The 14,163-nt window shown below is 38.4% G+C and carries 11 protein-coding genes and 1 pseudogene; 9 read left to right on the top strand and 3 right to left on the bottom strand.

Annotation, left to right across the window (positions count from 1 at the left end; translation table 11 throughout):
* Position 1 precedes the first annotated feature (1 nt).
* A complete protein-coding gene (locus tag BLQ56_RS02060) occupies positions 2–907 on the bottom strand; it encodes an HD-GYP domain-containing protein (RefSeq protein WP_090849453.1) in 906 nt (301 codons plus the stop codon).
* A gap of 391 nt (positions 908–1,298) precedes the next feature.
* Here BLQ56_RS02060 and BLQ56_RS02055 point away from each other — a divergent pair, with 391 nt between their 5' ends.
* Positions 1,299–2,306 carry an LLM class flavin-dependent oxidoreductase gene (locus BLQ56_RS02055; RefSeq protein WP_090849452.1) on the top strand — a complete coding sequence of 336 codons (1,008 nt, stop codon included), beginning with the start codon at positions 1,299–1,301 and terminating at the stop codon, positions 2,304–2,306.
* A gap of 198 nt (positions 2,307–2,504) precedes the next feature.
* Positions 2,505–3,611 (top strand): flavin monoamine oxidase family protein, encoded by a 1,107-nt coding sequence (locus BLQ56_RS02050; protein ID WP_090849451.1) that lies wholly within the window; start codon positions 2,505–2,507, stop codon positions 3,609–3,611.
* A gap of 370 nt (positions 3,612–3,981) precedes the next feature.
* On the opposite strand, the gene BLQ56_RS02045 is transcribed toward BLQ56_RS02050, so the two are convergent.
* Positions 3,982–4,989, bottom strand: a complete 1,008-nt coding sequence (locus BLQ56_RS02045) for a DUF3231 family protein (protein WP_090849450.1) — start codon at positions 4,987–4,989, stop codon at positions 3,982–3,984.
* Between the two features lie 160 nt (positions 4,990–5,149).
* On the bottom strand, positions 5,150–5,308 hold the full coding sequence (locus BLQ56_RS23305) for a YfhD family protein (protein ID WP_175490160.1): 159 nt from the start codon (positions 5,306–5,308) through the stop codon (positions 5,150–5,152).
* 413 nt (positions 5,309–5,721) lie between these two features.
* Here BLQ56_RS23305 and BLQ56_RS02040 point away from each other — a divergent pair, with 413 nt between their 5' ends.
* The 7 genes and pseudogenes from BLQ56_RS02040 (at position 5,722) to BLQ56_RS02010 (ending at position 14,121) form a co-directional block, all read left to right on the top strand.
* Positions 5,722–6,486: a MurR/RpiR family transcriptional regulator gene (locus BLQ56_RS02040; protein WP_090849449.1), complete on the top strand. Its 765-nt coding sequence runs from the start codon at positions 5,722–5,724 to the stop codon at positions 6,484–6,486.
* A gap of 99 nt (positions 6,487–6,585) precedes the next feature.
* On the top strand, positions 6,586–8,040 hold the full coding sequence (locus BLQ56_RS02035) for a glycoside hydrolase family 1 protein (RefSeq protein WP_090849448.1): 1,455 nt from the start codon (positions 6,586–6,588) through the stop codon (positions 8,038–8,040).
* Between the two features lie 59 nt (positions 8,041–8,099).
* Entirely contained in the window at positions 8,100–8,756 is a 657-nt protein-coding gene (locus BLQ56_RS02030) for a histidine phosphatase family protein (RefSeq protein ID WP_090849447.1), read from the top strand.
* 659 nt (positions 8,757–9,415) lie between these two features.
* Positions 9,416–9,781, top strand: a pseudogene (locus tag BLQ56_RS02025) (DNA replication protein DnaD); the annotation flags it as partial.
* Positions 9,782–10,487: 706 nt separating this feature from the next.
* A complete protein-coding gene (locus tag BLQ56_RS02020) occupies positions 10,488–11,708 on the top strand; it encodes an endo-1,4-beta-xylanase (RefSeq protein WP_090849446.1) in 1,221 nt (406 codons plus the stop codon).
* Between the two features lie 227 nt (positions 11,709–11,935).
* The gene (locus tag BLQ56_RS02015; RefSeq protein ID WP_238457136.1) at positions 11,936–12,871 is read left to right on the top strand and encodes a DnaD domain-containing protein; all 936 of its coding nucleotides are present in this window, start codon (positions 11,936–11,938) and stop codon (positions 12,869–12,871) included.
* Positions 12,868–14,121, top strand: a complete 1,254-nt coding sequence (locus BLQ56_RS02010) for a replicative DNA helicase (protein ID WP_090849445.1) — start codon at positions 12,868–12,870, stop codon at positions 14,119–14,121. Before BLQ56_RS02015 ends, BLQ56_RS02010 begins: the two co-directional genes overlap by 4 nt.
* Positions 14,122–14,163: the final 42 nt, after the last annotated feature.

Raw genomic sequence — 14,163 nt, 5'->3', positions numbered from 1 at the left:
TCTATTGAATGAACAAAAATGCATCCACCACTTGAGGATGAAACAAACGACCTCTCTCTCGCTTGATTTCTTCAATGGCAGATTCAACGGACCGTCCCTGACTATAAACACGTACACTCGTCATAGCATCAAATGAATCGATAACTGCTACAATATTGGCTAGAAGCGAGATCTCGTCTCCTTTAAGGCCTTTAGGATACCCAGTACCGTTATATCTTTCGTGGTGTTGTTCTACAATTATGCTTGCTTTTTCCAATATTGGAATTCCAGTTTTCCTTAAAAGGTCAGCTCCATGAACTGTATGTAGCTTCATCTCTTCATACTCTTCATTGGTTAATTTACCAGGCTTATTCAAAATAGCATCTGGAATTTTTGTTTTCCCAATGTCGTGTAAGAAAGAGCCGAAGTTTAATTCCAACAGTTCTTCTGATGAAAGTTCCATTACTTCACCAATTTTCATTGAAAGATCCTTTATTCGCCTACAATGGTCTGCGGTATATCCATCTTTTTCTTCCACCGTGACTGCGAGATCCATATATTCCTTCACTTGATCATCAACGCTTTCATACATGCTTCCAGAAGAAATGTATAAAAACTCTGTTTCCCCAATTGCTTTGAATAAGGTGTCTTCTAAAATAGGATCCATTATAAGATAGTCTCCTACTGAAGCTACCTTTAATTCATCTCTTTCCTTCCACGAAAGAGAACCTTTTAGGATATAAACAAATTCAAGGCCGTCCCACCCTACAATAGGTCCAACAGCCCAACGGTTACTGTCTCCAAGTCTATGATGAAGTATGTCTAGTCCCTTACTTTCTACTAGTTGACGAATCGTAACACCATTAATACTTGTTTCGTTTTTATATCCGCCGTAGGGTATATGAATTACGTTGTTTTTGGAGTTCAATGCTAATAGTCCTTTCGTTCATTTCTTATTTATTATACAACTTTCTTTCGATTTCGACAATTAGTGACAAATTTTTTGTAGCATCATATACCATATATTTTTTTATTTTCTCTATATTCATCTGAGTCCATAAATATAGAAGTAACCGATGAAGAGGGTCGACCAGAGAGTGAAAGGTTCACTTACCCTTAATAGTTATAGTTTATTATTTTCTATTTAATCTAATCTATACTCATTAGCCATCCCAATAAAGACTATCGAAATTCAAATGGATGCAGTTGAGATTTATTTTCTGTTATGATTAAAAAAGTTAATATGAAATCCCATTTTGTAAGGTGCGAATAAATAAGCTAAAACTAACTAAATAAAAAGAGAAAGAAGTGGATATTTTATGTCTACAACTAGACCAACAAAATCTATCAACGAAATATCTTTTTCCGTCCTTGACCTTGCATCCATCGTGCAAGGGGGGACGCCTAGACAATCCTTTCAACATTCGATAGAGTTAGCACAGTTAACCGAAAAACTAGGATTTAAACGGTACTGGTTAGCGGAGCACCATAATATGCCTGGAATCGCAAGCTCTGCAACATCCATCGTAATCGGTCATGTAGCGGCACACACTTCTACTATCCGTGTAGGATCCGGTGGGATCATGCTTCCAAACCATTCTCCACTAGTTATCGCAGAGCAATTCGGAACCCTTGAAGCTATGTTTCCAGGTCGAATTGATTTAGGATTGGGGCGTGCACCAGGAACGGACCAACGAACAGCCCATGCTCTTCGTGGGGAAAACTATACCAATGGCGATGATTTTCCGGCACAATTAGAACAACTACAAGCCTATTTCCAAGGGACGGAAATGGTACGAGCAATCCCTGGTGAAGGGACGAATATCCCGATTTGGTTGCTGGGTTCTAGTGGCTTTAGTGCCAGATTATCGGCACAACTCGGGATGCCATTTGCTTTCGCCAGTCATTTTTCACCGGAAAACACACTACCAGCCCTAAAATTGTATTACGACAACTTCCAACCGTCGGATGAGTATAAAGAGCCTTACGCAATGGTAGCAGTAAACATCATAGCGGCAGATACGGATGAGGAAGCAGAATGGCTTGCCACCTCCATCAAACAAAGCTTTTTAAATATGATGAGGAACACACCATCACAGCTACAACCACCAGTAAAGAATTTGGATGAACTTATGAGCCCATATGAAAAGGGAGTTTTAGATAAACAATTAGCCTCCACGATCATCGGAAGTCCTATCAACGTAAAGAAAAAGCTCCAAGCCTTCTTAGATAAGACGAAGGCAGATGAGATAATGGTGAGCACGATGATCTATGACCACAGCGCCCGACTTTACTCCCACCAACTAGTGGCAGAAATAATGAAGTGATAGGAAAAGGACACTGAGAAAAATAGGCTCTGTGTAGTACAAAGATACTCGTAACTAAACAATCATATGAGCGATCACTTTATAGGGTGGTCGTTTTTTATATTATTTAATAATGTTCTTTAAATTAGTTTTTAAATAGATAAATCTTTCTACTTACTTTAAAATAAAGCAAACAGACGGTCGAAAGGAGGATGGAATGTGAACGATCCTGTAATTATTGTTGGGGCAGGTTTGAGTGGCTTACGCGCTGCATCTTTACTTGCTGCACAGGGTATCAATTGTAAGGTTTTGGAGGCTAGAGAGAGGTTTGGTGGTAGGGTGTTGAGCACTTCTGATCTAAACAGACCTGACCTGGGCAAATTTGACCTTGGGCCGACATGGTTCTGGCCACAGTATGAGAACACGATTACCAATCTTGTTCATGAACTGAATTTAGAAACGTTTGTCCAGTACACAAAAGGGGCAATGCTTTCAGAACGATACGAAAACAAACCACCAGAGCGTTATGTTCTACCGGAAAATTCGGGTGAAAGGTCAGTTCGCTTCAAAGGAGGTGTACAGTCTCTAATTGATGCTGTAGCAGATACAATTCCATCAGGGATCATCGAGCTTGAAACACGAGTTACAGCAATTCGACTTGATGAATCTGGTGGGATCACGGTTGAAGCAAACCTTGCAGATGGGAAGAAAAAAAGCGTTTCGGCAAGTGCTGTTATCCTAGCATTGCCACCTCGAATTGTGGCTCGTCATATTGAATTCTCTCCTTCTCTCCCTTCCAATATGATGACAGACCTTGTAAACAAACCTACTTGGATGGCAGGTCAAGCCAAGGCAATTGCAATCTATGATCGTCCCTTTTGGAGGGAATCAGGCTTTTCTGGATTTGTAACGAGCTGGGTTGGTCCCTTACAAGAAATCCATGATGCTTCTCCTGAAACAGGATCTGGTGCATTATTTGGTTTCTTCGGAATGCCAGCGAAAACGCGCATAGAAATGGGAGAAGATAAGGTTTTAAAATTAGTCATCGACCAATTGGTAAGACTCTTTGGAACCTCTGCCCAAGACGTAAGTGCGACCCTTTACAAAGATTGGTCCAAAGATTTGGAAACGGCTGTTGAGGAAGATCTGGACCCACTAAGAGATTTTCCAAAGTATGGACAACCACCGAATTCAGGGGTATGGGAAAAGAAGATCATTTTTGCTGGTACAGAGACGAATTCACAATACGGTGGACATCTTGAAGGTGCACTCCTGGCAGCTGAACAGGCTGTTCTTGAAATCGTGAATTTAAATAATGTTCTATAAAAGATTGAACTCGACTCATTTGATTTTCAAACGGCTCTTTTTTTATTAGGCTGTTTTCGTATAGATTGTTGCTTTTAAAACCGAATGCTAAATACACTCCGCGTCCGGCGGGTGACCAGTGAGCCTCCTCACAGCACAAGCTCCTGTGGGGTCTCACTTTGGCCACTGGTCCCGCTGGAGTCTACGTGTATTCGCCTGCTTGTAACTTACATTTCAATGTTTTATGTCTAAAACAAAACTTTGAGAAAACCTTCCGTCCTTTAAAACCAGCGTTATTAAGTATGGATATTCGATTTCTGTATTCATCTATTTAGTAACTCTAATATTACGTAGTAGACTAAATACAGTGCAATAAATGTTTTGCCAGAACCTAATTTCCCGCCAACTCCTGCCTATTCGGAGCGTGTGGTGGTTCTTCCTTCCATCCCCGTTCTATCAGAATGTCTGTACCATCCTTCCCGTACTGCAAGATTTCAGGAATTAGTTTTAAATATTCGGTAGAGAGGTCCACTCGAGCTGATGTAGCTATTGCATGACCAATATAGGTAATTCCTTGGGTATTGAGCATCGTTACAAGGTTCATAATGAGCTTTTCTGAAAAAGGAGAAGAAGTAGAAGTTGACACCTCAGAGTTCATCATTATCGTGCCAAGCAGATCTTCATTGATTAAGGTTTGGTTTAGGAACTTAATTTGTTTCATAGCTAACTCTTTTCCTTTTGTTAAAAATTTTTGGATTTGTTCATCTTTCACCACTTGAATAAAACCAGTGAGTAAGACTAAACCAAAATAGTTCCTTTCAATATTAAAAAACATTTCAGATAGTTCAAGAACATTTAGTGGGCGTTTCTTTTCGAACCATTTGGATAGAAAAGTTTCCTTTTCTTTAACAAATTCAACTTTATCGGGGTATGGGATCATTGATGGGCGATCGTATATCCCTTTTGAAAGCATAAGATTTACTGATGTATTATAAAGATCCAATGTAGAGGTCAAACACTTAGAGAAGAAAGTCCGTATATCTTCACGGGCAACGTTAGATAATAGCATACCATAGTTCGTCAAACCCATACGACTCATTCCGTATGTGTAACTCACAGGAAATAAATCAAAAAACAAAGGTGGTGCTGAAAGATTTAAATCTTCATCGGAAAATCCCTTGGGAATAGGGATGTTCTCTTTTTCAAAAATGCTCTTAATTTCCTCAATATGTTTATTTGATAAATCTAAGGTTCGTTTAATTAAGGGTTTAATATCTTCGTTATTCGAATGGTGCAAGAAATGCTTTGTGAGACAGATAGATAAACTATCGTTTATATAGGTAGCCCATAATCCTGCAATTTCTGTTGATGATAAACCTACAGTATGTTTTGTATCCATTAAAGATCTCCTTTTTTGAATTTTCCTATTTTAAGTATGCTCATGGCTATACTATTTATTCTTTATGTATGTATAGAGAGATACAAGGACGGCGAGTTATTTTATAAAAAGGTGATATATTTCTCCCCCAGCAAGGGAGTATATATCACCGTGTTCTGTGTTATTGAGGTCTAGTAGCTCTCATTTTCTTCCCTTTTTCACCTAGCTCACGAGAAAATTCTTCGTCCACACGCTCTGGTGCTATTTTTAAATTTTTGGGAGTTTGAGGTAATGTTCTTTTTCCACTAGCTGATCCTGAAGTGTCATTTCGACCACCCATTATATTGCCTCCTATCGTAGTTATTTTAAATCATTCTTAGTATGGCTAAGGATGTTATTTATATATCTTTAATTTGCTTCTGAACAAACTTTTCTCTTGTTGAATTCGTTTCATGTTCAGTAATATAAAAATGTTGTTTTCGTATAGCTTGTTGCTTTTAAAAGCCACAGGCTGAATACACTTCGCGTCCGGCGGGTGACCAGTGAGCCTCCTCACAGCACAAGCTCCTGTGGGGTCTCACTTTGGCCACTGGTCCCGCAGGAGTCTACGTGTATTAAGGCTGCTTGTACACCGTTTTATTATTTTATTTCTAAACAACAAACTTTGAGAAAACAACCTATAAAATGAGGTAATATAAGACAATAGACTATTTTAGTGTCATACTGATTGATCAAGGTTAAGGTGGGGGAAAAGTGGAGCAACTGATTTATACTTTATTAGCTTACATAAATAATTCTCTTAATAAAGATATCAACTACAATATTGCAAAAAGTATGCTGGAGAATATCGATAAAATCGAGAGTTTTTCATTAGATAGCGTTTCAGAGGCATGTAATGTGGCTCCTTCTACCATTAATCGTTTTTGCAAACGAATTGGCTTTAAGAACTTTTCACATATGAGAAATAGTGTGGCCATTCCAGCTGGATTCTCTATTCAAGAACAAGCTGACCACGGGATAACGACACCATCGTTTTTAAAACAGCTAGAAGAAAATAGTAAAATGATTGATGAAATCGCTGAGTCACAGCTGGAATGGATTGTACAACAAATAAAACAATCGAAAAAAATTGTCATTCTAGGTTTTGAAAAGCATCAAATTCAAGCGATGGAGTTGCAAAAGAAATTAGTTCTGCTCGGCAAGCTTTGTGAATGTGGGACAAATCTATATAAACAAATGGATGGACTATCTGATGTAACAGATGCAGACATGATTATTACTATATCCATTCAAGGAAACATTCTTTCACACAATTCGATCATTCTTGAAAAAATAAAAGCTGCAAGAGGGAAAAAATTGCTTCTTACATTTTCGAATGAGCTGGAGCAATTGGAGGGTTTTCATCAAGTTCTACAATGTGGCAGAATTGAAAATAGTAGTGTGAGTAGTTACACGCTTTTACGATTGTTTGATGTATTAATGAATCGCTATCAACGCTATGACTCCAACTGGTCTTAAAGAGACCAGTTTTTTTGTGTTCTGAGCTGTATGATGATTTTAGGGACTTACATTTTTTGTTAAAACACATATAGATGTGAAAAAATAGGAGGAAATCACATGAAAACTAAACATTTTCCTGAAGGATTTTTATGGGGTGGAGCAACGGCTGCTAACCAACTAGAAGGCGCGTATAATGAAGGTGGAAAAGGGTTATCCATCTTTGATATGGTTTCTTTTGTACCAAAAGAAGAGCGTGGTCATGATATTGAAATGGATGTCAAAAGTGATCAGGAATTAGAAGAATTGTTAGCTAAAAAAGATGAAGGGAATTTCCCTAAACGCCGTGGGATTGATTTTTACCACCGTTACAAAGAAGATATTGCATTGTTTGCTGAAATGGGCTTTAAGACATTCCGTATGTCAATCTCATGGCCTCGTATTTTTCCAAATGGTGATGAAAGAGAGCCAAATGAAGAAGGATTAGCGTTTTACGACCGTGTGTTTGACGAGTTAGCAAAGTATGGAATTGAGCCATTAGTGACATTATCTCACTACGAAATTCCTCTACATTTGGTACAAAAATACAATGGCTGGACAGATCGTCGTTTAGTTGATTTCTTTGTCCATTATGCTGAGACAGTCTTTAATCGTTATAAAGGAAAAGTGAACTATTGGTTAACGTTTAATGAAATCAATATCTCCACTTTTTCAGCGTACATTGGCAGTGGGATTCTTGTGGATCGTGTGGAACATAAGGAACAAGCTGTTTACCAAGCGCTTCATCATCAATTTGTCGCAAGTGCTAGAGCAGTCAAAGCTTGTCATGAAATCATTCCAGGTGCAATGATTGGTTGTATGCTTGCTCGTATGGAAGTGTATCCTGAAACATGCAGTCCAGATGATGTATTAGCCGCATTAGAAGAAGATCAAAAGAATTTGTTTTTCACTGATGTTCAAGTACGTGGGTATTACCCAAGCTTTATGCGAGCTTATTTTAAAGAAAATAACATCAATATTGAGATGTTACCAGGTGATGAAGAAGTCTTGTTAAATCATACAGTCGATTTCTTATCGTTTAGCTACTACATGTCAATGGTGGCAAGTGGTTCACCTGAAAAGATCAAAGAAAAAGGGAACTTCTTCACTGGAATTAAAAATCCATTCTTAGAAACATCTGACTGGGGTTGGCAGATCGACCCTAAAGGCTTACGTGTCACATTAAAGAAAATGTACGATCGTTATCAAGTACCTTTATTCATTGTTGAAAATGGATTAGGTGCTTATGATAAAGTTGAAGAAGACGGATCAATTAATGATGATTATCGAATTGATTACCTTCGTGCACATATCGAGCAAATGAGTGAGGCTATAAAAGAAGGCGTAGACCTTATCGGTTATACGAGCTGGGGTTGTATTGATTTAATTAGTGCAGGTACTTCTGAAATGTCTAAGCGTTATGGATTCATCTATGTTGATCAAGACGATTATGGTAACGGGACGTTAGAAAGAAGAAAGAAAAAATCGTTTGACTGGTATAAAAATGTCATCGCTAGTAATGGTGAAGTATTATAATGATCTAAAAGTAGAAGGATGGGAAACCATCCTTTGTATCCATGTAAGGATGTGAAGAAATGGAAAAAGACAATAAACTTACTCTCTATTTTGTACGACACGGAGAAACGCAATATAATGTTGAAAAAAGGATGCAGGGATTTTGTGATTCGCCACTAACTGAAAAAGGAATTCTTCAAGCGAAGTCGGTTGGTAGAGGGCTAGCTGATATTGACTTTGTTGCAGCTTACGCAAGTGACAGTCAAAGGGTCCAAGATACAGCCAAATATGCCATTGGTGACCGAAACATTCCTTTGAAAATTGATGCGAGATTTAGAGAAATGAATTTTGGTGTATTAGAATCGTTAGTTGAGGAAGAAATTAAAAGTCTGTATGGGAACATACTAGAAACGTTGTTTAGATCGGGACTGAATCTGAATTTGGATGCTTCTGCTCCAGAAGGCGAGAGCTTTGTACAGCTTTTTACTAGAACAGAAGAGGTAGTCAAAGAAATCGTAGCAAATCATGCATTAGAAGGTGGAAATATATTAATTTTCTCACATGGGGTAACGATCGGAAATTATTTGCTGCAACTGACAAACAGTAGAGACTTCACGATCCATGATAACTGTAGTGTGACGGTTGTTCGTTATCATGATGGTCAAACGGAAATTGAACGAGTGGCTGACACTTCTTTTCGAGAAAAAGGTAGCGCGTTGATAAATAAGAGTTCATAAGAGATTGGGGCGAGTCCCCCAATGGAGTAAAGCGGTACTTCAGTGGGGGACTGACCCCATTTTTCTAAAAAATTATTAAAATTGTAATACAGACCAGTAACTAGAGCAACTACTGTTATTAAAATTGCAATGATGGACTTGCTTGTCAAAATTCATCGCCTCTATTCATTTAAATTATTTTTTTAAAAATCTGGATTGCAATTGTATAAATGAATTATAAAAAGAACTTCTTCTTTGATTTTAAATGTTAAAGAATTTAAGAGCTTCCCTGAACATGTTAGTTTGTCTGAGATTTCCCTTTTAGTGTAATGTTACACTAGTGGTATTAAATGTAAATTTAAAATATACAAACTTTGGATAACTCCATATAAAGATAAAGTCGAACTAGCAATAAACGCTGAAAGTAAATATACACAATTGGATGTAATTGAGTCAGCAGAACTATTTGAAATACTTACTGGTAGAAAATTAACTGAATATAAATATTACGAAGACCTCAAATGGAGGTCTTTTATAATGCACTTCTTAGCATTTGAATCTCTTTACGGAAATCTCCTAATTAAAAGTTCACAATTAATTCTCCCAACCATGCCCCTTTTCCTCCATTCCCTTCTATAACTAATATGACTATAAATGAAGAATGAAAGGAACGTGCCCCAATGGCCAAATACCGAATGATCCAAACAAATTTCTGGACCAATCCAATTGTCTCAGAAGAAATGACACCCGAGGACAAATACTTCTTCCTCTACCTCCTCACAAATCCCCACACCACACAAATCGGAATCTATCGCATTACCAAAAAACAAATGGCCTTTGACACAGGCTACTCAATCGAAACCATCCACTCACTAATGGACCGAATGGACCGACACCATGATGTCATCCGCTACAACCCAGACACCCGAGAACTCGCCATCAAAAACTGGGGGAAATACAACCTCCACAAAGGCGGCAAACCAATCAACGACTGCATCATCTCAGAACTACAAGAAGTCCAGGACACCTCACTCATCCCCTACATCTAGACTACATACTGTGCAGCAAAGATATTCATTTTTAGATGGCTTTGTGAAAGAATGTTCTTAAGCTAATGAACTTTACTTTTACGCTTAAAGAGTTTACTATCACAAACCCAATGATAAAGAAGTTGAATACATATTTTGAAAAGTGTGGCTAAGATCAATCACGTAATTTCAATTCTAATTAAGTAATAAGGAACTTATAATTTTAGTGCGAATTTTTAGATGGAAATGCGGAATGAGGGGGAAATTATTCCAATTCGGGTGGAGCAGGGAAAAAGCTGGAGATGACTTTAAAGGCTTACCTTTTGCTAACTTGTTCAGCTTAACGGGGAAGAGTTTATAATTAAGATTAGTCGTTTCTATTTGATAGATATCTATGGTAATAGTATTTTATTTCTTTTGGGCTTACAAAATTCTTTAGTGGAAACGTAAATAATCCTTCTTCTTTTTTGAAGAGTTGAGGATATTTTTTCTATATATGGAATCGATTTACTTTAAAAATTAAAGTAAAACATTTAGTTTTTTGGGTATTGATGAAATCTATTGGACGATATAATAATCCTTGTAATGAGATTAGCAGGTACATAACATAGTGAAACTTTTGAAAGCCTTTTCTTTATTTATCTGCTAGCAAACTATTAATAGGAGGGGGGATTCCGATACTTTTAGTAAGCCTTTTCAAAAAAATATTAAAGGAGCTGAAAACATGCTAAAAGTTTTACGTAAGCCTATTATTACTGGATTCGCTTTGGCCTTATTAGTGCCAGCAGGATCGAATGTTTTAGCTGACACTACGAAGATTGAGAAAAAACCAACTATTAGCGCATTAACAGCACCACAATTAGATCAGAGATATAAAGATTCTTTCACTATTGGTGCAGCTACTGAGCCTTATCAATTATTAGATGAAAAAGATTCTCAAATGTTAAAACGCCATTTTAATAGTATCGTGGCAGAGAATGTCATGAAGCCTGTGAGTATTCAGCCAGTAGAAGGTCAATTTAACTTTGAAGAAGCAGATAAAATTGTCAAATTTGCAAAAGAAAATAATATGGACATTCGTTTTCATACCCTTATCTGGCATAGCCAGGTACCAGATTGGTTCTTCAGTAATAAACAGGGTGAATGGATGCCAAATGAAACAGATGAAGTAAAGCGTGCGGCAAACAAAGAGCTATTATTAGAGCGTTTAGAAACTCATATTAAAACAATTGTTGAACGCTATAAAGATGATGTGAAATCTTGGGATGTAGTCAATGAAGTCATCTCTGATGGAGGTGGGTTACGTACCGATTCTAATTGGTATAAAATTGCAGGACCAGACTATATTAAAGTTGCTTTTGAAACAGCGAGAGAATATGGCGGAGAAGACATTAAGCTTTATATCAATGATTACAATACAGAGGTAGAACCAAAGAGATCTAGTCTTTACAACCTAGTTAAGGATTTACTAGATCAGGGTGTTCCAATTGATGGTGTTGGTCATCAGGGACACATCCAAATTGGATGGCCTTCTGAATCAGATATTGAAACGTCAATTAACATGTTTGCCGAACTTGGGTTGGATAACCAAATTACGGAACTTGATGTTAGTATGTATGGTTACCCTCCAAGAGCGTATCCAACTTATGCTGCCATTCCAGAATTTAAATTTATGGATCAAGCAGCCCGCTATGATCGTTTGTTCAAGTTGTATGAGAAATTGGGCGATAAAATTAGTAATGTGACATTTTGGGGCATTGCTGATAACCATACCTGGCTCAATGACCGTGCAGATGTTTACTATGATGCAGATGGCAACGTTGTAACAGAGCAAGGTGCACCATATGCAAATATTGAAAGAAGTGCAGGAAAAGATGCACCTTTCGTATTTGATCCAGAATACAAAGTAAAACCAGCTTTTTGGGCAATTATCGACCATAAATAGGCGCAAAGTAAATCAGCTTCGTGTTGAACGGAGCTGATTTTTATATCGAAAGAACAAATATGGGGACGTGGGGACAGGCATGAACTGCACCCCAATTGTTAGACACAACTAACAATTGGAGGTGTATTTTTTTATTTTCCCAAAAACCCCCATGCCCCTTTTCCCCCCTCCCCACCCTATAACTAATAGGAAAAGACTAAACCCCAAATCGAAAGGAACGTGCCCAAATGGCCAAATACCGAATGATCCAAACAAATTTCTGGACCAACCCAATTGTCTCAGAAGAAATGACACCCGAGGACAAATACTTCTTCCTCTACCTCCTCACAAATCCCCACACCACACAAATCGGAATTTACCGGATAACCAAAAAACAAATGGCCTTTGACACAGGCTACTCAATCGAAACCATCCACTCACTAATGGACCGAATGGACCGACACCATCAAGTCATCCGCTACAACCCAGACACCAGAGAACTCGCCATCAAAAACTGGGGGAAATACAACCTCCACAAAGGCGGCAAACCCGTCATCGACTGCATCATCTCAGAACTACAACAAGTCCAGGACACCTCACTCATCCCATATGTGGCAGAACACATCACGAAAACCGACATCCAAACTATCTTCAAATCCTTTTATGAAAAAGAAGAAGGTGTTGAAGAGGAACAAGGACATCATCCTGTAACCCAGCCATACATAGAAAGCGAAAATACAGAGAACGACGCTGCGCTAACGACTCGTCACACGATGCGTGGACAAAAAGAAAAAGAAAATAAAAAAGAAAAAGAAAAACAACAACAAAACACAAAAAAGAAAAAAGAAGAAGTCAAAGAAATCATAGAGCTCTGGGACCAAAACGGATTCGGCTACTCAAACATGAACGCCAAAGAACAGCTATTATGTTGGCTAGACGATTCACGATTTCTCAACCCAAAGGATGTCATCGTGAAAGCCATGACCATTGCATGCACCAACAATATCAGAAAGCTAAATTATGTAGTGGGAATCCTCAAAAACTGGGAAAATGAAGGACTCTTAACAGTCGAAGAAATTGATCTCTATCACAAGAAGAAACCGACCGAGCAAGAGCAACCAGCAGAACATAAAGGCAAAACAAAGGAATTCCAACTAAATCTATCGGAAGGTGAAGATTGGTGAGTATCGTAGAAAAGTCGTTCCTAGGAAGCTTGATGAAAGAGAGCTATCTAATCAAAGATACCGTGATTCAACCTGAACAACTAGAAAGTACGTGTCATAAAGAATTAATGCGAAGAATGCTAGAGTTAAACAGAGCGGGTAAGAATATCGATTTAATCACCTTATCAACACTCCCTGACCTCGATTCCTTCGGAGGGATGTCTTATCTGTCAGAGCTGTTATCCTATGCCGACATTGAGAAATTCGACAACATCGAAGAGATCATCATCGATGTGTGGAAGGAACGTGAAAAGCGAAACATCCTGACGATCGCAGCTCTTCATAACTGGGAGATTGCGAAAGTCATAGGTGCATTGGATAACATAAACCTCGTGAAGGTCACTGATCATACATCCATCCAACAATCACTCTCAAAGCTGTATGAAGCACCATGGGAAGACCAAGAAACCGTAAAAAGCGCACCTTCAGGAATCAAAAAGCTAGATGAAATGACAGGAGGCTTCCAGGACGGGGAAGTAACGATCCTAGCAGCACGACCATCAATGGGAAAAACCGACGTCATGCTCCATCTTGCCAAATCAGCAGGATGGTCAGATTATGTACCAATCATCTTCTCACTAGAAATGCCTGAAAAGCTATTAACGACTCGGTTAATAGCTTCCACAGGAGGGTTCAATCGATCAAAAATGAAAAATCCAAAAGAACTATTAAGTCAGCCTCAAAAAGAAAAATGGCCAAACGTCTTAGGCAACCTAGGTGAAACCCACATCCAAATCTTCGACCGTGCCGCACAAAAGGTGGCCGAAATGAGAGCCAAAACACGCAAAGTCATGAACCAATATCCAACCAAAAAACCAATCATCCTAATCGACTATTTATCACTCATCCAATCCAGCGAATTCTATGGAGGGAACGCTCACTTACAAGTAACCGAAATATCCCGAAACCTAAAAACATTTGCCAAAGACTTCGCCTGCCCGGTTATCTGCTTAGCACAACTAAATCGATCAGTCGAATCAAGAGCCAACAAACGCCCAATGATGTCCGACATCCGCGAATCAGGCAGCGTCGAACAAGACGCCGACGTCATCTTGTTCTTATACCGAGAGAAGTACTATGACAAAGAATCAGACAACAACTCCCTAGAAATCATCGTCTCGAAAAATCGTAATGGTCCGGTTGGTACGATTAATGTTAAATACAATGAATTCACTGGGAGGATTGAGGATTATGAGGATAGTCCAAATTGAATCGCGGTTTATCCGATATATCTACTAAACTTTTTACTGCTG

The organism is Litchfieldia salsa (assembly GCF_900104555.1).
In the GTDB taxonomy this organism is placed as follows: domain Bacteria; phylum Bacillota; class Bacilli; order Bacillales; family Bacillaceae_L; genus Litchfieldia; species Litchfieldia salsa.
The sequence above is the reverse complement of the archived record's forward strand: the minus strand, read 5'-3'. Positions and strand labels throughout refer to the sequence as shown.

Coding starts and splice junctions, on each gene's coding strand:
- BLQ56_RS02055 (WP_090849452.1), top strand. CDS start 1,299: ATGTCTACAACTAGACCAACAAAATCTATCAACGAAATATCTTTTTCC.
- BLQ56_RS02045 (WP_090849450.1), bottom strand. CDS start 4,989: ATGGATACAAAACATACTGTAGGTTTATCATCAACAGAAATTGCAGGA.
- BLQ56_RS23305 (WP_175490160.1), bottom strand. CDS start 5,308: ATGGGTGGTCGAAATGACACTTCAGGATCAGCTAGTGGAAAAAGAACA.
- BLQ56_RS02035 (WP_090849448.1), top strand. CDS start 6,586: ATGAAAACTAAACATTTTCCTGAAGGATTTTTATGGGGTGGAGCAACG.
- BLQ56_RS02030 (WP_090849447.1), top strand. CDS start 8,100: ATGGAAAAAGACAATAAACTTACTCTCTATTTTGTACGACACGGAGAA.
- BLQ56_RS02020 (WP_090849446.1), top strand. CDS start 10,488: ATGCTAAAAGTTTTACGTAAGCCTATTATTACTGGATTCGCTTTGGCC.
- BLQ56_RS02015 (WP_238457136.1), top strand. CDS start 11,936: ATGGCCAAATACCGAATGATCCAAACAAATTTCTGGACCAACCCAATT.